This window comes from Streptomyces purpurascens, from assembly GCF_045040895.1.
In the GTDB taxonomy this organism is placed as follows: domain Bacteria; phylum Actinomycetota; class Actinomycetes; order Streptomycetales; family Streptomycetaceae; genus Streptomyces; species Streptomyces purpurascens.
This window is the reverse complement of sequence record NZ_CP108341.1, coordinates 2,005,984-2,032,216: the sequence shown is the minus strand read 5'-3', so window position 1 is coordinate 2,032,216 and position 26,233 is coordinate 2,005,984. Positions and strand designations below refer to the sequence as shown.

General features: G+C 72.0%; 25 protein-coding genes and 1 pseudogene. 16 read left to right on the top strand and 10 right to left on the bottom strand.

Annotation, left to right across the window (positions count from 1 at the left end; translation table 11 throughout):
• Positions 1–267 precede the first annotated feature (267 nt).
• From OHU35_RS09270 to OHU35_RS09245, 6 genes are all read left to right on the top strand, one after another.
• Positions 268–1,395 (top strand): ParA family protein, encoded by a 1,128-nt coding sequence (locus tag OHU35_RS09270; RefSeq protein ID WP_184597667.1) that lies wholly within the window; start codon positions 268–270, stop codon positions 1,393–1,395.
• Positions 1,380–1,970, top strand: a complete 591-nt coding sequence (locus OHU35_RS09265) for a hypothetical protein (protein ID WP_233878809.1) — start codon at positions 1,380–1,382, stop codon at positions 1,968–1,970. Before OHU35_RS09270 ends, OHU35_RS09265 begins: the two co-directional genes overlap by 16 nt.
• A gap of 159 nt (positions 1,971–2,129) precedes the next feature.
• Positions 2,130–3,263 (top strand): segregation and condensation protein A, encoded by a 1,134-nt coding sequence (locus tag OHU35_RS09260; protein ID WP_405509198.1) that lies wholly within the window; start codon positions 2,130–2,132, stop codon positions 3,261–3,263.
• Entirely contained in the window at positions 3,260–3,946 is a 687-nt protein-coding gene (gene scpB / locus OHU35_RS09255; RefSeq protein ID WP_189731125.1) for an SMC-Scp complex subunit ScpB, read from the top strand. Before OHU35_RS09260 ends, scpB begins: the two co-directional genes overlap by 4 nt.
• Positions 3,946–5,010 carry a pseudouridine synthase gene (locus OHU35_RS09250; protein WP_189731127.1) on the top strand — a complete coding sequence of 355 codons (1,065 nt, stop codon included), beginning with the start codon at positions 3,946–3,948 and terminating at the stop codon, positions 5,008–5,010. The genes scpB and OHU35_RS09250 overlap by 1 nt, the downstream gene beginning before the upstream one ends.
• 87 nt (positions 5,011–5,097) lie before the next feature.
• The gene (locus tag OHU35_RS09245) at positions 5,098–6,117 is read left to right on the top strand and encodes an ADP-ribosylglycohydrolase family protein (protein ID WP_189731129.1); all 1,020 of its coding nucleotides are present in this window, start codon (positions 5,098–5,100) and stop codon (positions 6,115–6,117) included.
• Here the strand turns inward: OHU35_RS09245 and OHU35_RS09240 are convergent.
• Both OHU35_RS09240 and OHU35_RS09235 read right to left on the bottom strand, forming a co-directional pair.
• Positions 6,089–6,802 carry a DNA polymerase beta superfamily protein gene (locus tag OHU35_RS09240; protein WP_189731131.1) on the bottom strand — a complete coding sequence of 238 codons (714 nt, stop codon included), beginning with the start codon at positions 6,800–6,802 and terminating at the stop codon, positions 6,089–6,091. The genes OHU35_RS09245 and OHU35_RS09240 overlap by 29 nt on opposite strands.
• 22 nt (positions 6,803–6,824) lie before the next feature.
• Positions 6,825–7,265, bottom strand: a complete 441-nt coding sequence (locus OHU35_RS09235) for a Rieske (2Fe-2S) protein (RefSeq protein ID WP_189731133.1) — start codon at positions 7,263–7,265, stop codon at positions 6,825–6,827.
• A gap of 179 nt (positions 7,266–7,444) precedes the next feature.
• On the opposite strand from OHU35_RS09235, the gene aroH reads away from it, so the two are divergent.
• The 5 genes from aroH to der all read left to right on the top strand — a co-directional run bounded on the left by aroH (position 7,445) and on the right by der (position 11,892).
• Positions 7,445–7,807, top strand: a complete 363-nt coding sequence (gene aroH, locus OHU35_RS09230) for a chorismate mutase (protein ID WP_189731135.1) — start codon at positions 7,445–7,447, stop codon at positions 7,805–7,807.
• Complete coding sequence (locus OHU35_RS09225; RefSeq protein ID WP_189731137.1) at positions 7,804–8,889, top strand: prephenate dehydrogenase; 1,086 nt, start codon at positions 7,804–7,806, stop codon at positions 8,887–8,889. Before aroH ends, OHU35_RS09225 begins: the two co-directional genes overlap by 4 nt.
• A 116-nt stretch (positions 8,890–9,005) precedes the next feature.
• On the top strand, positions 9,006–9,686 hold the full coding sequence (cmk, locus tag OHU35_RS09220) for a (d)CMP kinase (RefSeq protein WP_189731139.1): 681 nt from the start codon (positions 9,006–9,008) through the stop codon (positions 9,684–9,686).
• Complete coding sequence (locus OHU35_RS09215; protein WP_189731141.1) at positions 9,683–10,330, top strand: 1-acyl-sn-glycerol-3-phosphate acyltransferase; 648 nt, start codon at positions 9,683–9,685, stop codon at positions 10,328–10,330. The genes cmk and OHU35_RS09215 overlap by 4 nt, the downstream gene beginning before the upstream one ends.
• A gap of 80 nt (positions 10,331–10,410) precedes the next feature.
• Entirely contained in the window at positions 10,411–11,892 is a 1,482-nt protein-coding gene (gene der / locus OHU35_RS09210; RefSeq protein WP_189731143.1) for a ribosome biogenesis GTPase Der, read from the top strand.
• Positions 11,893–11,952: 60 nt separating this feature from the next.
• On the opposite strand, the gene OHU35_RS09205 is transcribed toward der, so the two are convergent.
• Positions 11,953–12,342: a hypothetical protein gene (locus tag OHU35_RS09205; RefSeq protein ID WP_189731145.1), complete on the bottom strand. Its 390-nt coding sequence runs from the start codon at positions 12,340–12,342 to the stop codon at positions 11,953–11,955.
• Between the two features lie 86 nt (positions 12,343–12,428).
• Positions 12,429–13,208, bottom strand: a complete 780-nt coding sequence (locus OHU35_RS09200) for a hypothetical protein (protein WP_189731147.1) — start codon at positions 13,206–13,208, stop codon at positions 12,429–12,431.
• A 543-nt stretch (positions 13,209–13,751) separates the two neighbouring features.
• On the opposite strand from OHU35_RS09200, the gene OHU35_RS09195 reads away from it, so the two are divergent.
• A complete protein-coding gene (locus OHU35_RS09195; RefSeq protein ID WP_189731149.1) occupies positions 13,752–14,390 on the top strand; it encodes a transglycosylase family protein in 639 nt (212 codons plus the stop codon).
• 86 nt (positions 14,391–14,476) lie between these two features.
• Here OHU35_RS09195 and OHU35_RS09190 read toward each other — a convergent pair whose 3' ends face one another.
• The 3 genes from OHU35_RS09190 to OHU35_RS09180 are packed head-to-tail and all read right to left on the bottom strand — an operon-like array spanning position 14,477 to position 18,300.
• Entirely contained in the window at positions 14,477–15,118 is a 642-nt protein-coding gene (locus tag OHU35_RS09190; RefSeq protein ID WP_189731151.1) for an ATP-binding cassette domain-containing protein, read from the bottom strand.
• A complete protein-coding gene (locus OHU35_RS09185) occupies positions 15,115–17,805 on the bottom strand; it encodes an ABC transporter permease subunit (protein ID WP_405505139.1) in 2,691 nt (896 codons plus the stop codon). Before OHU35_RS09185 ends, OHU35_RS09190 begins: the two co-directional genes overlap by 4 nt.
• Positions 17,806–17,814: 9 nt before the next feature.
• On the bottom strand, positions 17,815–18,300 hold the full coding sequence (locus OHU35_RS09180; RefSeq protein ID WP_189731155.1) for a hypothetical protein: 486 nt from the start codon (positions 18,298–18,300) through the stop codon (positions 17,815–17,817).
• Positions 18,301–18,439: 139 nt separating this feature from the next.
• On the opposite strand from OHU35_RS09180, the gene OHU35_RS09175 reads away from it, so the two are divergent.
• The 3 genes from OHU35_RS09175 to OHU35_RS09165 are packed head-to-tail and all read left to right on the top strand — an operon-like array spanning position 18,440 to position 21,343.
• A complete protein-coding gene (locus tag OHU35_RS09175) occupies positions 18,440–19,003 on the top strand; it encodes a hypothetical protein (protein ID WP_359897200.1) in 564 nt (187 codons plus the stop codon).
• Positions 18,978–20,264 carry an ABC transporter substrate-binding protein gene (locus OHU35_RS09170; protein ID WP_405505138.1) on the top strand — a complete coding sequence of 429 codons (1,287 nt, stop codon included), beginning with the start codon at positions 18,978–18,980 and terminating at the stop codon, positions 20,262–20,264. Before OHU35_RS09175 ends, OHU35_RS09170 begins: the two co-directional genes overlap by 26 nt.
• A gap of 38 nt (positions 20,265–20,302) precedes the next feature.
• Positions 20,303–21,343: a helix-turn-helix transcriptional regulator gene (locus tag OHU35_RS09165; RefSeq protein WP_405505137.1), complete on the top strand. Its 1,041-nt coding sequence runs from the start codon at positions 20,303–20,305 to the stop codon at positions 21,341–21,343.
• A 43-nt stretch (positions 21,344–21,386) separates the two neighbouring features.
• Here the strand turns inward: OHU35_RS09165 and ctaD are convergent.
• Positions 21,387–22,913: pseudogene (gene ctaD / locus OHU35_RS09160) on the bottom strand (cytochrome c oxidase subunit I); the annotation flags it as partial.
• Positions 22,914–23,342: 429 nt separating this feature from the next.
• Here ctaD and OHU35_RS09155 point away from each other — a divergent pair.
• Positions 23,343–23,558 (top strand): I78 family peptidase inhibitor, encoded by a 216-nt coding sequence (locus OHU35_RS09155; RefSeq protein ID WP_184597626.1) that lies wholly within the window; start codon positions 23,343–23,345, stop codon positions 23,556–23,558.
• A 104-nt stretch (positions 23,559–23,662) separates the two neighbouring features.
• Here OHU35_RS09155 and OHU35_RS09150 read toward each other — a convergent pair whose 3' ends face one another.
• Both OHU35_RS09150 and OHU35_RS09145 read right to left on the bottom strand, forming a co-directional pair.
• Complete coding sequence (locus tag OHU35_RS09150) at positions 23,663–24,646, bottom strand: phosphatase PAP2 family protein (protein ID WP_359897206.1); 984 nt, start codon at positions 24,644–24,646, stop codon at positions 23,663–23,665.
• Positions 24,647–24,873: 227 nt separating this feature from the next.
• On the bottom strand, positions 24,874–26,112 hold the full coding sequence (locus OHU35_RS09145) for a hypothetical protein (protein WP_359897208.1): 1,239 nt from the start codon (positions 26,110–26,112) through the stop codon (positions 24,874–24,876).
• Positions 26,113–26,233: the final 121 nt, after the last annotated feature.

Sequence of the window (26,233 nt, the reverse complement as noted above, 5' to 3'; positions counted from 1 at the left end):
TCGCCTCGAACGTAACCCTTCAACCGATTCGCACACCGGTGAAACCTGCCGTGCGACGGCCGTACGCCCTTGACAGCGGGATGTTTCATTGCCGACACATCGGGCCGGGTCCGGCGGATTGTGTTGCTGCGGACGCCCGACACGCCATAGAGTCGCCAACCGTCGGCATGGTGCCACGCTGACCTGTCTAGAAGTTTCCTGGTCACCAAGGAGGTAAGACGACTTGTGAATGAGTCGACATTTACTCCCGGGGGTGGTCAACCAGGAATGCCTGCACGGGACCAGGGGCCCGCGGGATTCGCGGCTGTCGGCTCCGTCGCTGTGCGCACCTTCGCAGCCCACCAGAGTCAGCAGGCGACTCACACAGCACACCAGAAGATGGATGGCCATCACGTGAACGCCATGGCCGGCGGCGGAAGTGGCGCGCCCCACAACCAACTCGCCGACTACGACGAACTGCCCGAGGGGCACTTCTACGACCCCGACGCGGAGTACGAGCCCGACCCCGAGTACGCGGCCACTCTCGCGCCCGACGCGGCCAGACAGCGCCGGGAGCGCATCGGTCCCACCGGGCGCCCGCTGCCGTACTTCCCGATCCCGGGCCCGCTGGGCGACCACGGTCCCGCGAAGATCATCGCGATGTGCAACCAGAAGGGCGGCGTGGGCAAGACGACGTCGACCATCAACCTGGGTGCCGCGCTCGCGGAGTACGGACGCCGGGTCCTGCTCGTGGACTTCGACCCGCAGGGCGCGCTGTCGGTCGGTCTCGGCGTCAACCCGATGGAACTCGACCTCACCGTCTACAACCTGCTCATGGAGCGGGGCATGGCGGCCGACGAGGTGCTGCTGAAGACGGCGGTCCCCAACATGGACCTGCTGCCCAGCAACATCGACCTGTCGGCGGCCGAGGTCCAGCTGGTCTCCGAGGTCGCCCGCGAGTCGACACTGCAGCGGGCCCTGAAGCCGCTGCTGCCCGACTACGACTTCATCGTCATCGACTGCCAGCCCTCGCTCGGCCTGCTCACGGTCAACGCCCTGACAGCCGCGCACAAGGTGATAGTGCCGTTGGAGTGCGAGTTCTTCGCGCTGCGCGGTGTGGCGCTGCTGACGGAGACCATCGAGAAGGTCCAGGAACGGCTCAACCCGGAGCTGGAGCTCGACGGGATCCTCGCCACGATGTACGACTCGCGCACGGTGCACAGCCGTGAGGTGCTCGCGCGTGTCGTCGAGGCTTTCGACGACCACGTCTACCACACGGTCATCGGGCGCACGGTCCGCTTCCCGGAGACCACGGTCGCCGGTGAGCCGATCACCACGTACGCCTCCAACTCCGTCGGTGCCGCCGCCTATCGCCAGCTCGCCAGGGAGGTGCTCGCCCGGTGTCACGCCGAGTGAGTCTGCCGGGGGCCGACGAACTCTTCCGTACGACAGGGGGGATGGGGCTGCAGTCGTCCACGCCCAGGCGCCAGGTCAACGGTGACGCCCGGGTGCCCGCTCCGGCGGGTGAGGGCGACGCGGCGGCGGCAGCGGGCGCGGAGGACGCGCCGCAGTCGGTGCCCGCACAGGGCGGCGACGGTGAGGGCGCCGAGCATGTGGCGGCGGACGCGGAGTCGGCCGATGCCGGGGAGTCCCGTAGCCGCTCCGCGGCCGCGGAGCGCTCCGGCTCCGGGCGGCGCCAGGCGGCGCAGGAAGGTTCTGCCGCCGCTGCCGCGGGCGCGGCGCCACGCAAGCGCGGACGGGCGGCCGCGCGCCGCCCCAGCGGCCGTGAGCGGCACGACGAGAAGATCACCGTGTACGTGTCCGCCGAGGAACTCATGGATCTGGAGCACGCCCGTCTCGTGCTCCGCGGCGAGCACGGCCTGGCGGTCGACCGCGGCCGCATCGTCCGCGAGGCGGTCGCGGTGGTCCTCGCCGACTTGGAGACCCGCGGAGACGCCAGCATCCTCGTACGACGCCTGCGCGGGCGGTAACGGTAGCCTGCGGGGGCTATGACCTCGAACGCTTCCCCTCCACCCGCCGACGGCCCGAACGGCCGTCGGCGCGCGTTGGGGCGGGGGCCGGGCGCTCCGCCGGCAGAGCCGGAGTCGCCTCCGGCGGAGGCATGGGCCGAGGCCGCGCCGCCCGAGCCTGTGGCAGCGGCTGAGCCCGTGGCACCGGCTGAGCCGACAGAGGCGGAGGCCTCGGCGTCGGCGGCCGAGCAGGCGGAGCCCGTCGAGCCCGTGGAGGCTGGCGAACCGGCGCAGCCCGTTGAGCCGGTGGAGGCTGGCGAACCGGCGCAGCCCGTTGAGCCGGTGGCGTCCGTCGAGGCGGGCGTGGTGCCCGTGGCGGCGGTGGCTGGTTCGGCAGCGGTGGTTGTCGAGGAGCCGGTTGTGACGAGGCTTCGGGCCCCGGTCGGGGCGGAGGAAGAGTCCGTCGAGCCGGCTGCGGGGCCCGAGACCCCGGCCGACGCCGGTGACGGGGTCTTCAAGGTCCGGCTCGCCAACTTCGAAGGTCCCTTCGATCTGCTGCTGCAGTTGATCTCCAGGCACAAGCTGGACGTCACCGAGGTCGCGCTGTCGAAGGTGACCGACGAGTTCATGGCGTACATCCGGGCGCTGGGGCCGGACTGGGATCTGGACGAGACGACCGAGTTCCTCGTCGTCGCGGCCACGTTGCTCGATCTGAAGGCGGCACGGCTGCTGCCCGCCGCCGAGGTGGAGGACGAGGGCGATCTGGCGCTGCTCGAAGCCCGGGACCTGCTGTTCGCCCGGCTGCTCCAGTACCGCGCGTACAAGCGGATCGCGGACATCTTCAGCGGGCGGCTCGACGACGAGGCCCGGCGCTATCCGCGTACCGTCGGGCTCGAACCGCAGCACGCCGAGCTGCTGCCCGAGGTCGTCATCAGCATCGGGGCGGAAGGGTTCGCCAAGCTCGCCGTGAAGGCGATGCAGCCCAAGCCCAGGCCGCAGGTCTACGTCGACCACATCCACGCCCCGCTGGTCAGCGTGCAGGAGCAGGCCCAGATCGTCGTGGCCCGGCTCAGGGAGCTGGGCGAGGTCGGCTTCCGGGCGCTCATCGAGGACACCGATGACACCCTCACCGTCGTGGCCCGCTTCCTCGCACTGCTGGAGCTGTACCGCGAGAAGGCCGTGGAGCTGGAGCAGGAGTCCGCGCTGGGCGAGCTGCTCGTGCGGTGGACCGGCGGGGACGGGGACGAGACACCGACCGTCACCGACGAGTTCGACCGGCCGCCCGAGCCGCCGAAGGAGGAGAAACCGGCGTGAGCGAAGAAATCAGCGAGATCCCGGCCGGGCTGCGTACCGTCGCCGATCTCGACCTCAAGCCCGCTCTGGAGGCCGTCCTGATGGTCGTGGACGAGCCCGCGACCGAGGAACACCTCGCGAAGATCCTCGACCGGCCGCGCCGCCAGATCACGGACGCGCTGCGCGAGCTGGCCGACGAGTATACCGTCCAGGGGCGCGGCTTCGAACTGCGGTTCGTCGCGAACGGCTGGCGTTTCTACACCCGCGCCGAGTACGCGCCCGCCGTCGAGCGCTTCGTGCTGGACGGCCAGCAGGCCCGCCTCACCCAGGCCGCCCTGGAGACCCTGGCCGTCGTCGCGTACCGGCAGCCGGTCAGCCGCAGCCGGGTCTCGGCCGTGCGCGGAGTCAACTGCGACGGCGTGATGCGCACCCTCCTGCAACGGGGTCTGGTCGAGGAGGCGGGCACGGAACCCGAAACAGGTGCGATCCTGTACACGACGACGAACTACTTCCTGGAGCGGATGGGCCTGCGCGGTCTGGACGAGCTCCCGGAGCTCGCGCCCTTCCTCCCGGAGGCGGAGGCGATCGAGGCCGAGACCCAGGAGGGCGTACCGTCGTTCGACCCGGACGCGCCTGATGACGACGTGCCGGGCCGCCCGGTCACCCCGGGTACCGACGACGAAGACGACCAGACGGAACTTTGATGCGAAGCAGCGGCAGGAACGGCGGAAACGGCGGGCGCGGCAATCACCGCGGCGCCGGCAACAACAGGGATGACAAGCAGGGGCAGGGCCGCCCCAGCAAGCCCCGCCCCGAGGAGCGCCGCTACGACGTGGGCCCCGGGGCGACGAAGGACGGGCCCAAGTCCGGGCGCGGCGGTGCGGCGCGCGGCGGTGCCAAGGGCGGCCCCAAGCAGCCCCAGCAGCGTGGGCGTACGGCCCCGGCGCGCCCTCGTGAGTACGAGGCGCAGATCGAGGAGCGCAACCGCGACCGGTACGCCGGGAAGAAGGACGTCAAGCTGCCCAAGACCTTCCCGGGCGCCGAGCAGGAGGGCGAGCGGCTCCAGAAGGTGCTCGCCCGCGCGGGCTTCGGCTCCCGGCGCGCCTGCGAGGAGCTGATCGAGGAGGCCAGGGTCGAGATCAACGGCGAGATCGTCCTGGAGCAGGGGCGGCGCGTCGACCCGGAGAAGGACGAGATCAAGGTCGACGGGCTGACCGTCGCCACGCAGCGCTTCCAGTTCTTCTCGCTGAACAAGCCCGCCGGTGTCGTGTCGACGATGGAGGATCCGGAGGGCCGGCAGTGCCTCGGTGACTACGTCACCAACCGCGAGACCCGGCTCTTCCACGTCGGCCGGCTCGACACCGAGACCGAGGGTGTCATCCTGCTCACCAACCACGGCGAGCTGGCGCACCGGCTGACCCACCCGAAGTACGGCGTGAAGAAGACCTACCTCGCGCACATCGTCGGCCCCATCCCGCGCGACCTGGGCAAGCAGCTCAAGGACGGCATCCAGCTCGAGGACGGCTACGCGCGGGCGGACCACTTCCGGGTCGTCCAGCAGACCGGCAAGAACTACCTCGTCGAGGTCACCCTCCACGAGGGCCGCAAGCACATCGTGCGCCGGATGCTCGCGGAGGCCGGTTTCCCGGTCGACAAGCTGGTGCGGGTCGCCTTCGGGCCGATCACCCTGGGCGACCAGAAGTCGGGCTGGCTGCGGCGGTTGTCCAACACGGAGGTGGGGATGCTGATGCAGGAAGTCGATCTCTAGGCGTAGCGCCGTCCCCGAAGTGCTTGAGTTCCCCGTGCCCCTGTGGGCGCGGGGAACTGTTCGTGACCGGCCGGAAGGACACCCCGCATGAGCCTCCTCGTCCACAAGCAAGCCGCCACCGGGGCGCTCACGGGCCTCGCCCTGGGGGACGCGCTGGGGTACCCGACCGAGTTCAGCGGCGTGCCGGCGATCCTCGACAGATTCGGTCCCTGGCGGCGGCTGGAGCTGCCGACGCCGGCGATCGTCAGCGACGACACGCAGATGACGCTGGCGCTCGGGTGGGCGGTGCGGACGGCGATGGACCGGGGGCTGCTCACCCCGGCAGGACTGGCCCGGCCCCTGCGCGAGGAGTTCGTGAACTGGTACCAGTCGCCGCAGAACAACCGGGCTCCCGGGCGCACCTGCCTGAAGGCCTGCTCACTGCTGAAGGACGAGGCCAGGCCCTGGCAGGACGCCAGCCAGATCCACTCCAAGGGCTGCGGCGCCAACATGCGCGTCGCGCCGCTGGGCCTGATCCAGGGCCTGAGCGACGAACAGCGCGCGGGCGCCGCCCAGTTGCAGTCCGCCCTCACCCACGGGCACCCCACCGCGCTCGCCGCGTCCGACCTCACCGCGCACGCCGTACGCCTGCTCGCGACGGGTACCGAGCCGGACGGGCTGATCGGCCTGCTCCGCTCGTACGCCCTGGAGAACCGCGGCCACTACCACGAGCGCTGGCTCGGCGACCTGTGGCGCCGGGCCCAGGACCCGAGCCCCGAGCAGTTCATCGCGCGCGGCTGGGACGAGTGCCTGGAGATCCTCGACCGGCTCCGGCACGCCGTGCGCACCGTCTCCGCCGAGGACGACCCGTGCCTGGCCACCGGCGAGGGCTGGATCGCCGAGGAGGCCCTGGCGACCGGGCTGCTGTGCTTCCTGCTCTTCCCCGGCGAACCGGTGACGGCCCTGCGGCGCGCCGCCTGCACCGCCGGCGACTCGGACTCGATCGCCTGCCTGGCGGGCGCCTTCGCCGGCGCGTACGTGGGCGCGGAGGCGTGGCCGACCGAGTGGGCCGACCGCGTCGAACACCGGAGCGACCTGCTCACGCTCGGGGCGCTCTGGGACGCGTGACGACCCCGCTGGACGAGGCGCGGCGGGTGCGGACGAGGAAGTCCTCCACGCGCTCCCTGTCCGGTTCCGCCGGGAGCGGGCTGTGGTGGGCGGACCGCTCGGTCTCCCGCTCCAGGCGGGTCATCCAGGACTCCACGTCGGACCAGGACACCTCGCCGCGCTTCACCGCGAGCAGGGCCTCGCGATGGTCGCCGACATCGATCGTGAGCGTGCCCGTGCGCAGCACATCGCGGGCGCTGATGAGCAAGCGCAGCAGATGCATCGCGTGCTTCCAGCGCGGGGCGCCGTGGGTACGGACATCGGCCTCCAGCTTGCGGCGCTGGCCGTACGCGTACCGCGTGAACGTCTCGTGGACCCGCCGGGAGAGGAACGCCTCCCGCAGGGCCAGGAGCTCGCGGCCCGTGTCGTCGGCGTACTCCACGAGCGGGGAGTGCAGGCACTCCAGGATGTTCGGATTGGCGCGCAGGGCCAGCTCGCAGAAGCGCTCCAGCTCCCAGCTGAACTGCTCCTCGGCCGGGCCCTCGACATGTGTCGGAGGCTTGTCGAGGCGCCAGAACAGAGGCGTGGGCGCGAGGAACACGCCACGGCGGTCGGTGTCGCTGCTGTCCGTCGCCAGCCCGAAGGCGCGGGAGCCCATCACGCAGGCGTAGATCGTATGGTCGCGTATCAGCTGCTCGGGCCGCATGCCCGGGAGGCTACGCGGATTCTCACGTGAGGCGGACCGAGTTTCCCTCCACGGTGATCTGCTCGGCCGGCAGGGCACGTGTCGCCGGTCCGTGGGCCACCGCGCCGTCGGCGATGTGGAACTTGCTGCCGTGGCAGGGACAGTTGATCGTGCCGTCGGAGACCGTCGTCACCAGGCAGCGCTGGTGGGTGCAGATGGCGGAGAAGGCCTTGAACTGACCCTGCTCCGGCTGGGTCACCACGACCTCCTCGTTCTTGAAGATCTTGCCGCCGCCGACCGGGATCTCGTCGGTGGAGGCGAGCTCCTGACCGGCGGGGGCGTCCGTCGTCTCCTTGCCGGTGGGGGAGACCGTCGACGTGGAGCCGTTGCCGCCGCCGTCCCCGCCGCAGGCCGCGACCAGCGCCACCGCGCCTGTCGCGCCCGTCGCGAGGAGAACCGTCCGGCGAGTGGTGTCGTACGTCATGTCGTCACTCCGAAAGTGCCAAAACGGAAGAAAAGGACTTTTCTGAATCTTGGCACTGAAAATACCCAAGGAATAGTAATTCCGGTGTCTCATCGGGCGGGCGCCGCGCATCCCGTTCGCGCGGGCTGACTAGGCTGGACGGACGTAGAGCGACACGCACGTCAGCAAGGAGCAGCGCCGTGGCGGTACGAGCGGTCCGGGGGGCCGTCCAACTTGAGCGGGACGAGGCCGGGCACATGGACGAGCAGGTCGGAGCCCTGCTCACGGCCATCCTGGAGCGCAACGAACTCGCGGCCGACGACCTGATCAGCATCTGGTTCACGGCCACGCCCGACCTGCACAGCGATTTCCCGGCGGCCGCCGCCCGCAAGCTCGGCATCGTCGACGTACCGCTGATCTGCGCCCAGGAACTCGACATCGAGGGCGCCATGCCCCGGGTCGTCCGGGTTCTCGCGCACATCGAGTCCGACCGGCCCCGGGCCGGCATCGCCCACGTCTACCTCGGCGCCGCGGCCGCCCTGCGCAAGGACATCGCCCAGTGAGAACCGCACTCGTCATCGGCACCGGCCTCATCGGCACGTCCGCCGGCCTGGCCCTGTCCCAGCGGGGCGTCACCGTGCACCTCGCCGACCCGAACCCGGAGCAGGCCCGCACGGCGGCCGCGCTCGGCGCCGGCACGGACGAGGCGCCGGACGGGCCCGTCGACCTCGCGATCGTCGCCGCCCCGCCCGCCCACGTGGCGGACGTGCTCGCCGACGCCATGCTCCGCGGAGCGGCGCGCGGCTACCTGGACGTCGCCAGCGTCAAGGGCGGACCCCGCCGTGAGCTGGAGGCACGCGGCCTCGACCTGACCGGCTACATCGGCACGCACCCCATGTCGGGCCGGGAGAAGTCCGGCCCGCTGGCCGCGACCGGGGATCTCTTCGAGGGCCGGCCCTGGGTGCTGACCCCGACCCGGGACACCGACACCGAGGTGCTGAACCTCGCCCTGGAACTGGTCTCGCACTGCCGTGCCGTGCCGGTGGTGATGGACGCCGACGCCCACGACCGTGCCGTCGCCCTCGTCTCCCACATGCCCCACCTGGTCTCCAGCCTGGTCGCCGCGCGTCTGGAGAACGCCGAGGAGGCGGCCGTACGGCTGTGCGGGCAGGGCATCCGGGACGTGACGCGGATCGCCGCCTCCGACCCCCGGATGTGGATCGACATCCTCTCCGCCAACCCCGGGCCGGTCGCCGACCTGCTCACGGACGTCGCCGGAGACCTGGAGGAGACCGTGCGGGCCCTGCGCGCCCTGCAGTCCACCGACGACCACAAGCGCCGCGAGGGCAGCACCGGCATCGAGGACGTCCTGCGGCGCGGCAACGCGGGGCAGATCCGCGTCCCCGGCAAGCACGGGTCCGCCCCGCGGGTCTACGAGGTCGTGGCGGTGCTCATCGACGACCAGCCGGGACAGCTGGCCCGGATCTTCGCGGACGCGGGCATGGCCGGCGTCAACATCGAGGACGTGCGGATCGAGCACGCGACGGGGCAGCAGGCCGGTCTGGTGCAGCTGATGGTCGAACCGAAGGCGGCCCCCGTGCTGAGCGCCGCGCTGCGCGAGCGGGGCTGGGCGATCCGGCAGTAGTGCATGCTGGACGTGGCTGACCGACGCGCGGCCGGACGAGTGACCCGCACCCAGTAACCTTGTGCGGGGCAGTCGCGCCCTCACCCCCGCCAGCCCGGTTCAGGAAGGTCTCCACTGTGGAAAGCCCCACGCCCGTGATTGTCGCCATCGACGGCCCCTCCGGCACGGGCAAGTCGAGCACCTCGAAGGCCGTGGCGGCGCAGCTCGGGCTGAGCTACCTGGACACCGGGGCCCAGTACCGGGCGATCACCTGGTGGATGGTGAGCAACGGCATCGACATCGACGACCCCGCCGCCATCGGCGCCGCGGCCGGCAAGCCGGAGATCGTCTCGGGCACCGACCCGCAGGGCCCGACCATCACCGTCGACGGTGTCGACGTGGCCGGCCCGATCCGCACCCAGGAGGTCACCTCCAAGGTCAGCGCGGTCAGCGCGGTGTCCGACGTGCGGGCCCGGATCACCGAGCTGCAGCGCACGATCGCCGCCTCAGCGGAGAACGGCATCGTGGTCGAGGGCCGTGACATCGGCACGACCGTGCTGCCCGACGCCGACCTGAAGATCTTCCTCACCGCCTCCCCGGAGGCGCGTGCCGCCCGCCGCAGCGGCGAGCTGAAGGGCTCCGACGTCCACTCCACCCGTGAGGCCCTGATCAAGCGCGACGCGGCCGACTCCAGCCGCAAGACCTCGCCGCTCGCCAAGGCCGGCGACGCGGTCGAGGTGGACACCACCGAGCTCACGCTGGCCCAGGTCATCGAGTGTGTCGTCACCCTCGTCGAGGAGAAGCGGGCAGGGAAGTGACCGAGCTGCCTTCGGCGCGGAGCGCCGAGGTCGGGCGGCGCATCGGCGTCGGCCTGATGTACGGGCTGTGGAAGCCGCGCGTGCTCGGCGCCTGGCGGGTGCCGGTGAACGGCCCGGTGATCCTCGCCGTCAACCACTCCCACAACATCGACGGGCCGATGGTCATGGGCGTGGCGCCCCGGCCGACGCACTTCCTGATCAAGAAGGAGGCGTTCATCGGCCCGCTCGACCCGTTCCTGACCGGCATCGGCCAGCTGAAGGTGGACCGCGACACCACCGACCGCACGGCGATCACCAGGGCGCTCGGCGTGCTGGAGAACGGCGGCGTGCTCGGCATCTTCCCCGAGGGCACCCGGGGCGAGGGCGACTTCGCCTCGCTGCGCGCCGGGCTCGCGTACTTCGCGGTGCGCGGCGGCGCCCCGATCGTGCCGGTCGCCGTGCTGGGAAGCACCGACAGGCGCGGACGGTTGATAAAGGGGCTGCCTCCGCTGCGCTCGCGCGTCGATGTCGTCTTCGGCGAGCCCTTCGACGCGGGCGACGGCAGCGGGCGCCGTACGCGCAAGGCGCTGGACGAGGCCACCGGCCGCATCCAGAAGCAGCTCGCCGCCCACCTGGAAAACGCCAGGCGCCTCACCAGGCGCTAGGCAACACTGAGTAGTGGATCAGCCCGGAAGACAGCGGGTACTCCACCGACCACCAAGATGAACGACGAGGTACGGACTTCATGAACGACCACATCCAGCCCGACGGCTCGGCCCCGCACGAGCACGACCACGGGGCGCTCGGCGACGTCGAGTACGCGGAGTTCATGGAGCTCGCCGCGGAAGAGGGCTTCGACCCCGAGGACGTCGAGGGCGCGATCGAGGCGGCCGGGCACGGCCCGCTGCCCGTGCTCGCCGTGGTCGGCCGGCCCAATGTCGGCAAGTCGACTCTCGTGAACCGCATCATCGGACGCCGCGAGGCCGTGGTCGAGGACAAGCCGGGCGTCACCCGCGACCGTGTGACCTACGAGGCCGAGTGGGCGGGCCGCCGTTTCAAGGTCGTCGACACCGGCGGCTGGGAGCAGGACGTCCTCGGGATCGACGCCTCCGTGGCCGCCCAGGCCGAGTACGCCATCGAGGCCGCCGACGCGGTCGTCTTCGTCGTCGACGCCAAGGTCGGCGTCACCGACACCGACGAGGCCGTCGTCCGGCTGCTCCGCAAGGCCAACAAGCCCGTGGTGCTGTGCGCCAACAAGGTCGACGGCCCGAGCGGGGAGGCCGACGCGACCGCTCTGTGGTCCCTCGGTATCGGCGAGCCGCACCCGGTCTCCTCGCTGCACGGCCGTGGCACCGGCGACATGCTGGACGCCGTCCTGGAGGCCCTGCCGGAGGCCCCCGAGCAGAGCTTCGGCACGGCCGTCGGCGGCCCCCGCCGGATCGCGCTCATCGGCCGTCCCAACGTCGGCAAGTCCTCGCTCCTCAACAAGGTGGCGAACGAGGAGCGCGTCGTCGTCAACGAGCTGGCGGGCACCACCCGTGACCCGGTCGACGAGCTGATCGAACTCGGCGGCGTCACCTGGAAGTTCGTCGACACGGCGGGCATCCGCAAGCGGGTCCACCTCCAGCAGGGCGCCGACTACTACGCCTCGCTGCGCACCGCCGCCGCCGTCGAGAAGGCGGAGGTCGCCGTCATCCTCATCGACGCCGCCGATTCGATCTCGGTGCAGGACCAGCGGATCGTCACCATGGCCGTGGAGGCGGGCCGCGCGATCGTCCTCGCCTTCAACAAGTGGGACACCCTCGACGAGGAGCGCCGCTACTACCTGGAGCGGGAGATCGAGACCGAGCTCGGCCAGGTGGCGTGGGCCCCGCGAGTCAATGTCTCGGCGCGCACCGGGCGGCACATGGAGAAGCTGGTCCCGGCGATCGAGGCGGCCCTGGCGGGCTGGGAGACGCGGGTCCCGACGGGCCGGCTGAACGCCTTCCTCGGTGAGCTGGTCGCCGCCCACCCGCACCCGGTCCGGGGCGGCAAGCAGCCGCGCATCCTGTTCGGCACGCAGGCGGGCACCAAGCCGCCGCGGTTCGTGCTGTTCGCCTCCGGGTTCATCGAGGCGGGCTACCGGCGCTTCATCGAGCGCCGTCTGCGCGAGGAGTTCGGCTTCGAGGGCACGCCGATCCACATCTCGGTGCGGGTGCGCGAGAAGCGCGGCGCGAAGAAGAAGTAGCGCGAAACAGTGGAAGGGCGGCCCCCACGGGGGCCGCCCTTCCACTGTTTCGGTGCTCGCTCAGACGCCGCTTCGGGGCACCGGCGGCAGGGCGGCCGGCACATAGTGCATCGCCGTGCCGTGTGCGCTGACGGTCCCGACGCGCTGCCAGTGCGGCTGCTGTCCGGCGGCATGCCGGGCACTCTGAGCCCCCGCGCTGTAGGCGCTGTACGAGCTGCCGTACGAATGGCTGTACGAGCCCGTACTGTGCGGGACGGTCCCGAAGGCGGTGAAGCCCAGCTTTTCCTCGCCGCTGCGGTCGCCGGGCAGTGCGCGGAAGGACTTGACGTACTCGGCGTAGAGCGCGTCGTAGATCGGCGTGGCCGATGGGCCGCCCAGGGAGTCCTGAGCCGATCGCGCGGAGGGGATCGGCGAGTAGGACTGGCGGCGTGAAACGTCGTATGCGTGCACGTATGTCCAAACGACCCCGCGGGTCAAGGGATGCGGCCCGCGTACGGCTTTCGCGGGTGTGCGGGCCGTGCGGGTGACCCGCGGGCTCAGGTGCCGGCCAGCGGCAGGGCCGCGCCGACCAGCTTTCCGGTCGCCGCCGCCTTGTCCAGGGCGTCCCGCATCAGGTCCTCGCGCGGCTGATGGCCGATCGAGCCGACGGGGGCGGCGAACATCAGTACCTGCTGGTGCTTGTTGGCGGCCGCACGCCAGGGGTCGGTCACCTGGAGCGGCTGGTGCGCCTGCCACCAGGCCACCGGCTGTCCGCCGTTGCTGCCCGGCTGGAGCACCGCGTGCAGCTGGCCCACGGCGAGCAGTACCGACCAGCCGTGCAGTACCGGCGGTGCCGCGGACAGGTCGGTCAGGGGCAGGAAGCCCTGCTCGGTGAGCAGCGGCAGGAAGTCGTCGCCGAAGCCGGTCGCGCCGGGCCGGGCGATGGGCGCGGTCGGCTCCACCACCAGGGCCGGGTGCAGCTCCCCGGCGATCAGGACGAGCCCGCTGGTCACACCGAGCACCGCCTGCTCGGGCGCCGCCTGGCCGGGCTCGCCGCCGGCGTCGCCGGCGATGGACTTCACGGCGCCCCGGAGCTGCTCCTCGGTCACCTGGACGACCTGCGAGGGCAGGCAGCCGGAGTGGGCGAAGGCGAGGACGGCGGTCTCGTCCCCGATGAAGAGGACGGTGCTGGTGCGCTCCTGCTCGGAGTCGCCCGGAGTGCGGCAGGACGTGCAGTCGTAACTGCCCGGGGCGGTCTCTCCGGCGAGCAGGCGGTCTGCTTCTTCGTCGCCGATCTCGGCGCGTACCTCGTCGCTGACGTCGAGCATGCGCGGCACGGGGGGCTCCCTCGGGGATGCGGTGCGTGGCAAAGCCGGGTGGCTCCCGGCCCGTGGTCCGGGTAGGCCCCGGCTCATGAAGAAGACAACGGGCGATCTGTGGCGGGAGTCACGCCCCAGGGCGAACGGAATCGAACCAACCAGCGCGCAGGGTCACGTTCGGCACGGAATCGCACACTCACGGTCAAGTCCCTTGTTTGTAAAGGATGTTGAAGTGGTGAAGTGGGTCACACGTCATCCAGCCGGTTGGTCGATAAATCACGAAATCCGGGAATGAAGTGGGTGTCCGGAAATTGCCGTTACCCGAGGTATCGGTGAACTGGCCTGGCATGACGGGCCGCTGGTTGATGACAGACCGTCAACTCCTTAGATTCCTCCGCCGTGTGCAGCGAGCACCGCTCGGGTACGTCCGCCGGCCGCACGGTTCTCCGGAACCGCGCAGCACCACCACCGGCGGGCGGGGCGAGCGCGACCCACGCGCCCCATGGCGCGGGGAGTGGCGTTCCGCCTTGGGGGACCCCGGGTGTTTCGAGAGGGAACTACATGTCCGAATGTGCCGATACCACGCGCGACAACGCTCGGAAGAACCCGGTTCGTACCACGGCGGTCCTCGCCGGGGCGGCGCTGCTCGCCCCCCTCGGACTGCTGGCCGCGACCGGCAACGCCGCGGCGGCTGACAGCGGAGTGTGGGACCGCATCGCCCAGTGCGAGAGCGGCGGCAACTGGCACATCAACACCGGCAACGGCTACTACGGCGGACTTCAGTTCGCCCCCTCGACCTGGCGCGCCTACGGCGGCACGGCCTACGCGGCCACCGCCGACCAGGCGAGCAGGTCCCAGCAGATCGCCGTCGCCACCAAGGTCCAGCGCGCCCAGGGCTGGGGCGCCTGGCCGACCTGCTCGGCTCGCGCCGGGGCGAGCGGAAGCGCACCCGCGGCTTCCGCCTCCGACCCGGCCACCTCCAAGCCCGCTCCGGCGAAGCAGTGGAAGGCGCCGGCGCGTTCCGCACAGCACCCGGACCGCAGCATGTCCCGCGGCGACTACACCGTCCGCGAGGGCGACACCCTGAGCGGCGTCGCCGCCCGGCACGGGACCACCTGGCAGCGCCTCTACGCCGCCAACAAGGACGCCATCGGCGGTGATCCCCACATGATCGTGCCCGGCCTGCGCCTCGACATCTGAGCCGCCGCTCCCCCTCGCCGGGACACGGGGTCCCGTCCGGTCGGCCGACCGGACGGGACCTTGTGGTGCCGGGCACCGGCCCTCGGTCATCGCCTGAGCTCGCCCGCCTCCCCGGCGAACACGACCGACCCGCGGCGCAGTTCGTAGACGAGGGCGGGCCGGTCCCGCAGATCGGGCGGCAGCCGCTGCTCGGCGATCACCACGCACGCGTCGAGCGCGCTCAGCAGCTCGTACGTCCGGGCCGCGACCGAGGGCGACATGCCCTGGGCGGGCTCGTCGACGAGCACCACGCGCGCGCGTGCCAGCAAGGCCCGGGACAGGGCGAGCATGCGCTGCTCCCCGCCGGAGAGGGTGCCGGCGCGTCGCTCCAGCAGGGGACGCAGCTGCGGATAGGCGTCGAGGGCCGGGGCGTGGTCCGGGGCGGCGAGTCCGAGGTTCTCGCGCACGCTGAGCGAGCCGAACACGGCCTGCCGCTCCGGCACCAGGCACAGCCCGCGCCGGGCCCGCTCGTACGCCGGTACGCGGGTCACGTCGGCGCCGTCCCACACCACCGCCCCGCCGGACAGGGGCACGATGCCGGCCAGCGCGCGCAGGGCGGTCGTGCGGCCGGAGCCGTTGCGGCCCAGCAGGAGGGTGAGGCCGGGGCCGGGGGCGGCGAGAGTGACGCCGTGCAGGGCTTCCAGGGGGCCGTAGCGCACGCGCGCGTGGCGCAGGGAGACGGTCGTCATGGGCCGGCCGCCGTTCCCAGGGCGTTCAGGACGTTTCCGGGTGGACCGGAGGCGACGATCCGGCCCGCGGTCATCACGTGCACGACATCGGCGAGGCCCGCGACCAGGTCCAGGTCGTGCTCGACGACGAGCAGGGCCGTGCCGTCGGCGGCCAGGGCCTTCAGGACCCGGGCCAGGGCGGCCACTTCGGCGCTGTCGAGGCCGGCGGCGGGCTCGTCGAGCAGCAGTACGCGGGGGCCGCCCGCGAGGACCCGGGCCAGCTCCACGCGGCGCAGGGTCCCCGTGGGCAGCCCGGCGGCGGGCAGTGCCCGCACCGGCCCGTCCAGCCCGAGCAGCCTGAGCGTCCGCTCCACCGCGCCCGGGTCGCTCACCCGGCCCTGCTCGGCGCCCACCCGGACGTTCTCGGCCACGGTCAGTGACGGGAAGACGGCCAGTTGCTGGAAGGTCCGTGCGACACCGAGCCGGGACCGGGCGTGAGCGGGCAGCGCGGTGATGTCCCGCCCGCCGAGCCGCACGGTCCCGTGCGCGGGGCGCAGCGTCCCGGCCAGACAGTGGAACAGGGTGCTCTTCCCGGCCCCGTTGGGGCCCACGACGGCGGTGACCCGGCCGGGGGAGAGGTCCAGGTCGACTCCGTCGAGGGCGGTGAAGCCGCCGTAGCGGGCGTGGAGACGGCGGGCGATGAGGAGGGGAGCGGCAGGGGTGGGGGATGGGGCTGAGGAGGGCTCAGGTGCGGGGGCGGGATGTGACGCCGGTGGCCGACTGCCGCTGCCGGGGGCCGCGCCCGTCGCCGTCGCCCCCGTGGGCACCGGCGCCGTCCGGGCCGCCCGTGGCTCCGCCGGGCGCAGCAGCGCGCGGGCCCGGGCACCCAGCGGTGTCAGGGCCGGTGTGCGGCGCAACCGCAGGCGTTCCGCCGCCGTGCGCAGGGCCTCGTACGGGCCGCCGGGGAAGCGGCCCACGAGGATCGCCAGGATGCCGATCAGCGCCGCGGCGACACCGCCCCGGGTGCCCGCGTCCAGTCCGACCAGGAGGGCCGCGGCCGCGAGGGCGCCGAGGGTGCTGTCCGCGCCCAGCACCACGACCGCCGCGAACCACAGCAGGCCGCGCACCGGGTCGTACGCGGCGGCGTCGAAGGCGCGCAGGCCCATGCCGAGCATGCCGCCGCCCAGCGCGGCGAGCGCGGCGCCCGCGACGAAGGCCAGCAGCTTCAGGGACGGCACCTGGACGCCCGCCGCCTGCGCGCCCCGCTCGTGATCCCGCATGGCCGCGAGGGCCCGGCCCGTGCGCCCCCGGCGCAGGGCGTGCGTCGCCAGCAGCGCGATCGCCAGCAGGAGCAGCTCCAGGACGTAGTAGGCACGGTCCCCGTCGAAGCCCGCAGGGCGGCCCAGCGACAGGCCCGACGTGGCGTACGGCTGGGCGAAGACGAAGCGGCTCACCCCCACGCCGACCGCGAACGTCGCCAGCGCCAGCGCCAGGCCCCGGCGGCCGATCGCCGGCCAGCCGGTGAGCAGGCCGAGCGGCGCCACCAGGACGACCGCCACCGCGAGGGCCGCCAGCTCCGGCACGCGGGGCAGCCCCGGGAAGCGGCCGGCCGCCAGCAGCGCGGTGAACAGGGCGCCCAGACCCGCGTACGCCGCCTGGCCCAGCGAGATCTGGCCGCCCCGGCCCGTGACCACCACCAGGGACAGCAGGATCACGGCCAGCGCCGGCACCTGGACCGAGGTGTGCAGGTCCCGGCCGGCGAGGCCCAGCGGCAGCAGGAACAGCACGGCCGCCACGATCCACGCGCCGGGCGGCGTCGGGACCCGGGCGGTGACGGTGCGCGGCAGCGCGTCCCGCGTGCCCACGCCCGGCAGCACCAGGGCCGCGATCAGCAGCGCGACGACGAACAGGTTAGTGCCGACGGCCTGGAGCAGCGGCTCGCCCCAGCCCGGCGGATGCAGCCGTGTCAGCTGGCTCTGCGCCACCCCGATGCCCAGCGCCACCACCACCGCGACCGGCAGGCTCCGCATCCGCGCGGCCACCGCGACCGCCACGACCTCCATCACGAGCAGCGGCAGCCCGTACGGGTCGAGACGCACGTACGGAGCCAGCAGCACGCCCGTCAGGCCCGCCGTGAACGAGCCGAACGCCCAGCCCGCCGCCGCGACCCGGTCCGCGTCGATGCCGCCCAGCACGGCGAGCTGCCGGTCGTCGACCACGGCCCGCAGCTCCCGCCCGAACCGCGTCCGGCGCACCACCACCGTGACCCCGGCGGCCAGCACCAGCACCACCGCCAGCTGCCCCCACGGCTCGTCCGGCACCAGCTCCGGCGCGTCCTCCCGCGCCCCCTGCCCCCACAGCAGCGCCGCACCGCCCACCAGCAGCACGAACACCCCGATGGACGCCACCAGCGTCTGCGCCGGGTCGCCGCCGAGAACCGCCAGCGGCCGGAAGACGAACCGTTCCAGTACGACCCCCAGCCCCGGCGCCAGCACCAGCAGGGTCACCGTGGCCCCGAGCCACAGTGGCCAGCCCCACTCGACCACGCACTCCCGCAGCACATACGCGCACACCATCGCGATCGCGCCGTGCGCGAAGTTGAGCACGCCGGTCGCGCGGTACGTCACGATCAGGCCGATCCCGGTCAGCGCCGCCGCGCCGCCGACCGAGAGGCCGGCCAGGGTGAGGTCGTACGTCAGCGAGGACATCGGCCGGGCTCAGTCGGTTTCCCCGGTGGGCTCGCAGATCGGGCAGGGGCCCAGTTCACCGCTCGCCACCAGCTTGGAGTCCACCGGGACCGCCTCCGCCCTGCCGGCGACCAGCGGGCAGTCCGCGCGGTGCCACAGCGTGCCGCCCGGCACCATCAGCTGCTCGCCGCTGACCGCGAGCGGCGCGAGGGCGGCCTGCCCGGTCTCGGCGCGCCCCTGAGGGCCGTCGGGTTCGGCGGCCACCAGCAGGCCGTACAGCTCCTCCACGCGCGCGGCGGCGATCGAGCCCCGGCCGTGGGCCAGCAGCACCGCCCCGGAGACGATCAGCGCCGCGCCGGGGACCGTGCACGAGGCGAGGTAGGGCAGCTGCCGTTCCGCGAAGCGCTCGCCGGAGACGCCGTACCAGCCGACGACGCACAGCACCGCGCCCGCGGCCAGCGCGGCCCAGCCGGTCCACAGGACGGGATGCACGGTCCGCAGTCGGCTTGTCCGCATCGCTGGCTCCCACACGTCGGTTCGGCTGTGTGCTGGCTGCCTGTTCAAGTCCGGCGATCGCTTGCACTATGCCCTGTGGAAGCTGACCCTGAAAGCACCGGGCGCACATGGCCCGGACCGACACCCGGTGGTGAGCCAGATGGTTCTCGGCAGCGACCTCAGGCGGGGTAAAGCGACAGAGGGCCCGCGAGCCGCGGGACGGGGTACGGCGATCGCGGCCGCCCTGGTCCTGGCCCTCGCCCCGGCCCTCGCGGCGTGCAGTGACGACAGCGGCGGCGGCAGCGAGAGCACGCCGCCCACACCGACCGCGGAGCGGACCACGAGCGCGCCGGCCAGCGCGCCGGCGGACCGGACCGCGGCCGAGAAGGAGATCAAGCAGAACTGGCAGACGTTCTTCGACCCGAACACATCGACCGAGGACAAACAGGCCGTCCTGGAGAACGGCGACCGGATGGGCCCGGTCCTGCAGGCCTTCAGCGGTGACGAACGCGGCGGACAGGTCCAGGCGAAGGTCACCAAGATCGAGTTCACCTCGGCGACCGAGGCGGACGTGACGTACACGCTCACCCTGAAGGGCGCCACCGCTCTGCCGGACGCCTCCGGGACAGCCGTCGAGCAGGAGGGCACCTGGAAGGTGTCCGTCAAGACGCTGTGCTCGCTGGTGCAGATGAGCGGCAATGGGTCGCCGGTCCCGGGCTGCTGAGATCCTCGCCGCGGTGCTGCTGCTCGCCCTGAGCGCGGCCTGCGGCAGCCGGCTCCCGGAGAGCGACTTCGAGCGTGACGACCGCACCCCCGCGCCCCGGGACTCCGCGCCCCTGCGGGTCGGCATCATCACCAGCGCCACCAGCCCGGTCGGCGGCGACGCCTTCACCGGCCCGCGCGACGGCGCCAAGGCCTGGTTCGACCGGCTCAACGCGCGCGGCGGCGTCGACGGCCGCCGCGTCGAGGTGCGCCTGTGCGACGACGGCGGCAGCGGCGTCGGCAACAACGAGTGCGTCCACAAGCTGGTCGAGGAGGACGACGTCGTCGCCCTGGTCGCCACCACCGCACTGGACTACGCGGGCGCCTCCCGCGTCTCCCGCGCGCGCGTGCCCGACATCGGCGGCCAGCCCATCGGCGGCGCCTACGACACCTACCCGCACCTCTACGGCATCTACGGCAGCCTCGCGCCCCGCGACGGCACCACCGGCTGGGACGGCAAGCTGTACGGGGGGACCGAGGTCTACCGCTACTTCAAACGGGAGCACGGCGCCCGTACCGCCGCCGTCGTCTCCTACAACCAGTCCGCGTCCGCCGCCTACGCCCGGCTCGTCGAGCGGGGCCTGCGCGCCGAGGGCTACAAGGTCGTCACCGAGCAGGTCGACTTCGCCCTGCCCAACTTCCGCGCCGTCGCGGCCGACCTGAAGGAACAGGGCGCCGACCTGGTCTTCGACGCCATCGACTCCCACGGCAACGCCCGGCTCTGCCAGGCCATGGACCAGGTCGGCGCCGACGTCACCGCCAAGGTGACCAACGTGCAGAACTGGACGTCCACCGTCCCCGACGACTACGAGGACGCCCCGCGCTGCCGCAACGCCCTCTGGGCGACCGGCGCGAGCCGCGACTTCGACGACACCGGCCACCCGGCCGTACGGGAGTTCCGCGAGGCGACGAAAGGCCTGGAGACACACTCACAGTGGCAGCTGGAGGGGTGGGCCGCCGCACGCTGGTTCACGGAGGCGGCGAAGTCCTGCGCGACGTCGGGCATCACGCGCGCGTGCGTCGACGGCTTCATGAACCGCAGCCAGGGCTACACGGCGGGCGGACTGCTCCTGCCCGTCGAGTTCCAGCGGCTCGCCGAGCCACCGAAGACCCGCGAGACCTGCCTGTCGGTGGCCCGCTGGCAGGACGGCAAGGGCTGGGTCGGCCAGGGTGACATGAACCGCACCTGCTTCGACGTACCGCAACTGGCCTACGCGCCTTGAGGACAGCAGCTGTCCGCAAGGGCTGGCAGACTCGCCCCATGTTGGAGACCTCGGCACGCCTGCTGCGTCTGCTGTCCCTGCTCCAGGCCCACCGCGAGTGGTCCGGCGCCGACCTGTCCGAGCGGCTCGGCGTCAGCGCCCGCACCCTGCGCCGCGACGTCGACCGGCTGCGCGCACTCGGCTACCCGGTCAACGCCAGCCCCGGCACGGGCGGCGGCTACCAGCTGGGCGCCGGCGCCGAACTGCCGCCGTTGCTGCTGGACGACGACGAGGCCGTGGCCGTGGCGGTCGGGCTGCGCACGGCCGCCGGGCAGGGCATCGAGGGCATCGGCGAGACCTCGGTACGGGCCCTCGCCAAGCTGGAACAGGTGCTGCCGAACCGGTTGCGCCGCCGGGTGGGCGCCCTCAACGCCTTCACCGTGCCGATGCTGCGCGGCCCCGTGCCCGACGCCGTCGACCCCGTCGTGCTGACCGAACTCGCCCACCTCTGCCGGGACGCCGAGCGGCTGCGCTTCGAGTATCGCGGCCACGACGGCACCCTGAGCCGCCGCAGCGTCGAACCGCATCGCCTGGTGTGCACCGAGCGCCGCTGGTACCTGGTCGCCTGGGACCTGGAGCGGGAGGACTGGCGCACCTTCCGCGTGGACCGCCTCACGCCCAGGCCGCCGCACGGCCCACGCTTCGTACCGCGCGAGCCGCCCGCCGAGGACCTGGCCGCCTACGTCTCCCAGGGCGTCTCCACGCGCGTGTACGCCACCCACGCCGTGGTGCGGCTCCTGGCGCCCCTGGAGGAGGCCGCCGCCCACATCTCACCCTCCGCCGGGGTGCTGGAGGCCGAGGGCCCCGACAGCTGCCTGCTGCGCTGCGGCGCCGGCAGCCTCGACGTGATGGTCATCCACGTGATGATGCTGGGCTTCGAGTTCGAGGTGCTGGAGCCGGTGGAGCTGATCGAGGCGATCAGGAGGACTCGCGACCGGCTTGATGGCGCTTTGGCTCGGGCTGCGCAGTCAGCGCCGCGTACTCCGGATGGTGCAGGTCGAACGCCGGAGACTCGGACCGGATCCGGGGCAACGCCGTGAAGTTGTGGCGGGGCGGCGGGCAGGACGTCGCCCACTCCAGGGAGCGGCCGTAGCCCCAGGGGTCGTCGACCTCGACCTTCTCGCCGTACTTCGCGGTCTTCCACACGTTGTAGAGGAACGGCAGCGTCGACATGCCGAGCAGGAACGCGCCGATCGTCGAGACGGTGTTGAGCGCGGTGAACCCGTCCGCGGCGAGGTAGTCCGCGTACCGGCGGGGCATGCCCTCGGCGCCCAGCCAGTGCTGCACCAGGAACGTGGTGTGGAAGCCGACGAAGAGCACCCAGAACTGGATCTTGCCGAGCCGTTCGTCCAGCATCTTCCCGGTGAACTTCGGCCACCAGAAGTAGAACCCGCCGAAGATCGCGAAGACGACGGTGCCGAAGACGACGTAGTGGAAGTGCGCGACCACGAAGTACGAGTCCGTCACATGGAAGTCCATCGGCGGCGACGCCAGGATCACCCCGGTCAGCCCGCCGAACAGGAACGTCACCAGGAAGCCCGCTGCCCACAGCATCGGTGTCTCGAAGGACAGCGAGCCCTTCAGCATGGTGCCGGTCCAGTTGAAGAACTTCACGCCCGTCGGCACCGCGATCAGGAAGCTCATGAAGGAGAAGAACGGCAGCAGCACCGCGCCCGTGACGAACATGTGGTGCGCCCACACCACCACCGAGAGGCCGGTGATCGCCATCGTCGCGCCGACCAGCGTCAGATAGCCGAACATCGGCTTGCGGCTGAAGACCGGGATGATCTCCGTGATGATCCCGAAGAACGGCAGCGCGATGATGTAGACCTCGGGATGCCCGAAGAACCAGAACAGGTGCTGCCACAGGATCGCCCCGCCGTTGGCCGCGTCGAAGACCTGCGCGCCGAACCGCCGGTCCGCCTCCAGCACCAGCAGCGCCGCCGCCAGCACCGGGAACGCCATCAGGATCAGGATCGACGTGAACAGCGTGTTCCAGACGAAGATCGGCATCCGGAACATCGTCATGCCGGGGGCGCGCATCCCGATGATGGTGGTGATGAAGTTGACCGCGCCGAGGATCGTGCCGAAGCCGGACAGCGCCAGCCCCATGATCCACAGATCGGCCCCGAGACCCGGCGTGCGCTCCAGGCTGTTGAGCGGGGCGTAGGCGGTCCAGCCGAAGTCCGTCGGCCCCGAGGGCACCAGCAGCGAGCCGAGCACGATCAGCCCGCCGAACAGGAACAGCCAGTACGAGAGCATGTTCAGCCGGGGGAAGGCGACGTCGGGCGCGCCGATCTGGAGCGGCATCAGCTCGTTGGCGAAGCCCGCGAAGGTCGGCGTCGCGAACAGCAGCAGCATGATCGTGCCGTGCAGGGTGAACGCCTGGTTGTACTGCGTGTTGTCGATGATCTGGAGTCCCGGGCGGGCCAGTTCGGCGCGCATCAGCAGCGCCATCACACCGGCGGCCAGGAAGAAGAGGAACGACGTGATCAGGTAGAGGTGGCCGATCTTCTTGTGGTCCGTCGTCGTCAGCCAGTCGACCACCACCCGCCCGTGCCGCTTCCTCGGCGCGGGCGGCGCCGTCGCCTGTACGGTCTGCGTCCCCATCGCTCGCTCGCCCCTTCGCTCATCGCGTACCGGGCCCGCCGAAGCCCGCGCCGCACGTGCCCGCGAGCTCACGCCATGATGCTCGGGTCACCGCGCCCTCCGACAGGGGCGTATCGGCCTCTCCGTGCCCGATCCACGCATTTCCTGTGCGGCGCCGGATCGGCCGGACCGGTGACGGCGCCGGAATGGAATGGAGCTCCGGGGGTACTTCTCCCGGCACTTTCCGCCGGGCTTTTCCAGGAGCTCGTGTGACACGCGGGAATTGCGATCGAATGCCTGCGGAAGGCCTACAGAACCGCTCGTCCGTGTGACGGACATCGCCGGAAACAGCTGTCGTGATCTTGTGACAGAAGTGTGACCGGGGACGGACGGTCACCGGGCCGTGGGCCCGGACTACCGCGGTCGCGGGGCAGGACATAGCGTGGCGGCATGGCACCGATTCCGACACCTTCCGCGGAACCCGACGACAGCCCGGACACCTATGTCGGCCTGGCGGCCGACCGGGCCGAACACCTCGCGCGTGAGCGCGGCTGGCCGACGGTGCGCTCGTTGCCGCCGGGGGCGATCATCACGATGGAGTACCGCGTGGGACGGCTGAACTTCGAGGTGAAGGGCGGCCGGGTGGCGCGGGCCTGGAAGGGCTGAGACCCAGACACGGCGAAGGCCCCGGTTCCGCTCCGGAACCGGGGCCTTCGTGTGCCGTGAGGGGCGGCGCGCCGGATCTGCCGTCCGCCGCGGTCAGCCGCCCGTCAGGGGTGGGCCGAGGAGGTCGAGCCGCGCGGGAGCCGCTCCGGGTGCGGCGGGCGGCGGCTGCCGGCCGGGGTGACCGGGGTGCGCTCCGAGCGGGCCGTGTGCGGCCCCGGGGCCAGGTAGGCCGGGGCACGGGGCGAACGGGCCGCGACGTCGTCCCGGTCGGCGGGCAGCGGTGTGACCACCACGGGCGGCGCGCTGACCGGGGCGGAAGCCGTACCGCTCCGGCGGGACCGCCAGCGGTCGCGCAGGTCGAAGATCCTGGCCTCGGCACGGGCGATCAGCGGTTCGAACCACGGCAGGGCGAGCATGATCAGCAGGCCCGCGACCCAGCCGAGGAGCACATCGCTCAGCCAGTGCGTACCGAGGTACACGGTGGCCAGCCCGACGCCGAGGGAGGTCACGGCGGACACGGCGGACAGCCAGCGGCGCGCTCTGGGGGTGGAGGCCAGATAGGCCAGGATTCCCCAGGTCACCACGGCGTTGGCGGTGTGACCGCTCGGAAATATATCGCCGCCGAGTCCCATCTCGTTCGAGCCGATGATGGTCGCGTAGTGAGGTCCCAGGCGGCCCATGCCGTACTTGGCGGCGCCGACCGTGATGTTCAGCAGCAGCAGCGAGACGCCGAGGGCGAGCAGCGGACGCAGGGTGTGCTGGCGCCAGGAGCGCCAGCCCAGCCAGGACGCGACCATCACCGCGGTCGGGCCGCGCTGGCCGAGCACCACGTAGTAGTCGACGAACCAGTGGATCTCCGACCACTGCTGGTACGGCCGGAAGAACATGACCTGCCAGTCGAGCCGGACCAGCCAGGACGTGATCACCACAGCCCACACGATCGCGCCGTAGAACGCCGCGGTGGCGGCGACGAGCACGATGCGGTGCCTGCTCATCTTCGGCACATCGATGTGGGCGGGTCGTTCCGGCTCACGATCCAGCCGGGCGAACACCCGGTCCAGACGGGTGAGCTTCGGTTCGGTACGCACCCAATCGACGTTACAGCGAGTGAGCTCTGATCCCGGGCGAATCAACGGCTTTGTGATGACGATGTGATGTGGGATTCCTCTCAGGAGGAGGTTTATTTCCACCGAATCTGCAATCGTCGGCCGCTGCGGCCTTCAATTCCTTTGATCATTCCGGATGGGGGTTTTATTGCGCTTTTGAATTCGTTCACCGGAGCATGGTGCGGAATTCCCCCGGCGCTCACAGCGGGTCAGGGCGGACCGGGGCCGTTCAGCCAGAACGCCCCGTACACCGCGGAGGCCACCGCCACGGACCCGAGCACCAGCGCTGACCTGCGCGTACGCAGCCGGGCCAGGGCCAGAGCGAGGGGCAGCAACAGCGGGAAGGCGGGCACCAGCAGGCGCGGTTTCGAGCCGAAGTAGCTCGACGCGCACAGCGCGAGCGCGGTGACGACCCCGGTGTAGACCAGCAGCGGCAGCGGCTGGCGCTGACGTACCCCGACCGCATACAGCCAGATGACTGACGCGACCCCGACGATCAGCCCGACGCCGGCCAGGGCCGAGGGGAACGACGTGAACTTCTCGGCGACGAACCGGGCGAAGGCGTAACCGCCGTCGAAGCCGTTGCGCCACCCGGCCTGCACGTCGAGATAGCCGAGCGGCCCCTTGCCGGTGTGGTGGCCGACCCACAGCACGTAGCCGGCGGTGCCGAGGGGGGCCAGCAGCATGCCGAGGACACGAGAGGCATCGGCGGAGGCGGAGGCGGGGGCGGAGATGGAGTCGGGTGCGGAGGCGGAGGCGGGGGCGCTTGGCGCGATCCGTGCGCCGTCCGGCTCCCTCGCGCGTCGGTCCCGCACGAAAGAGGCAAGGGCCGCCACCCACACCGCCGCCACCACCGCCATCCCCACCGGACGGGTCAGCCCCGCCAGCAGGGCCAGCGTGCCCGCCGCCGGCCAGCGCCCGGTCAGGACCGCGTACAGCGCCCACGCGGCGAGCGCCGTGAACAGGGACTCGCTGTACGCCATCGACTGCACGATCCCGACCGGGAGGACGGCCCACAGCAGCACCGCGCACACCCCGGCCCGGCGGCCGTACACATGGTCGGCCACCGCGAAGATCCCCCAGGCCGCGGCGAGAGAGGCGAACAGACCGACGAGGAAACCCCCGTCCGCGTACGACAGCGGGGACACCGCCGTCACCAGCCGCTCCAGCCAGGGCAGCAGCGGGAAGAACGCGAGATTGGAGTGCACGTCCCCGTTCGCCAGGCGCACCTCGTAGCCGTAGCCGAGCTCGGCGACCCTGGTGTACCAGAGCGCGTCCCAGCGAGCGGTCAGCAGCGTGTACGCGCTCTTGTCCCGGGCCGCGCTCCACACGGCCAGGGCGACAAGGCCCAGGGCACGCACGGCGGCGTAGCCGAGCAGCGCCGGGGCCGCCCGGCGCAGCGCCCCGGCGCGGGACGAGGGGGCCGCGCGCGTCTCGAGATCGGTCACGGGCCCGATTATCGACCCGGGACGGAACCGGGCGGCCGGCCGGGGCGTGGTCGAGACAGAGGGGAGTGGCGTACGCCACATCTTTCCGCCGGAACTGTGAGAGGTCCGCCACTAGGCTCCG

Bases quoted from the DNA above. Each gene is read 5' to 3' on its own strand.
- OHU35_RS09270 (WP_184597667.1), top strand. From the start codon at position 268: ATGCCTGCACGGGACCAGGGGCCCGCGGGATTCGCGGCTGTCGGCTCC.
- OHU35_RS09250 (WP_189731127.1), top strand. From the start codon at position 3,946: ATGCGAAGCAGCGGCAGGAACGGCGGAAACGGCGGGCGCGGCAATCAC.
- OHU35_RS09245 (WP_189731129.1), top strand. From the start codon at position 5,098: ATGAGCCTCCTCGTCCACAAGCAAGCCGCCACCGGGGCGCTCACGGGC.
- OHU35_RS09240 (WP_189731131.1), bottom strand. From the start codon at position 6,802: ATGCGGCCCGAGCAGCTGATACGCGACCATACGATCTACGCCTGCGTG.
- OHU35_RS09235 (WP_189731133.1), bottom strand. From the start codon at position 7,265: ATGACGTACGACACCACTCGCCGGACGGTTCTCCTCGCGACGGGCGCG.
- der (WP_189731143.1), top strand. From the start codon at position 10,411: ATGAACGACCACATCCAGCCCGACGGCTCGGCCCCGCACGAGCACGAC.
- OHU35_RS09195 (WP_189731149.1), top strand. From the start codon at position 13,752: ATGTCCGAATGTGCCGATACCACGCGCGACAACGCTCGGAAGAACCCG.
- OHU35_RS09190 (WP_189731151.1), bottom strand. From the start codon at position 15,118: ATGACGACCGTCTCCCTGCGCCACGCGCGCGTGCGCTACGGCCCCCTG.
- OHU35_RS09185 (WP_405505139.1), bottom strand. From the start codon at position 17,805: ATGTCCTCGCTGACGTACGACCTCACCCTGGCCGGCCTCTCGGTCGGC.
- OHU35_RS09180 (WP_189731155.1), bottom strand. From the start codon at position 18,300: ATGCGGACAAGCCGACTGCGGACCGTGCATCCCGTCCTGTGGACCGGC.
- OHU35_RS09175 (WP_359897200.1), top strand. From the start codon at position 18,440: ATGGTTCTCGGCAGCGACCTCAGGCGGGGTAAAGCGACAGAGGGCCCG.
- OHU35_RS09170 (WP_405505138.1), top strand. From the start codon at position 18,978: ATGGGTCGCCGGTCCCGGGCTGCTGAGATCCTCGCCGCGGTGCTGCTG.
- OHU35_RS09165 (WP_405505137.1), top strand. From the start codon at position 20,303: ATGTTGGAGACCTCGGCACGCCTGCTGCGTCTGCTGTCCCTGCTCCAG.
- OHU35_RS09155 (WP_184597626.1), top strand. From the start codon at position 23,343: ATGGCACCGATTCCGACACCTTCCGCGGAACCCGACGACAGCCCGGAC.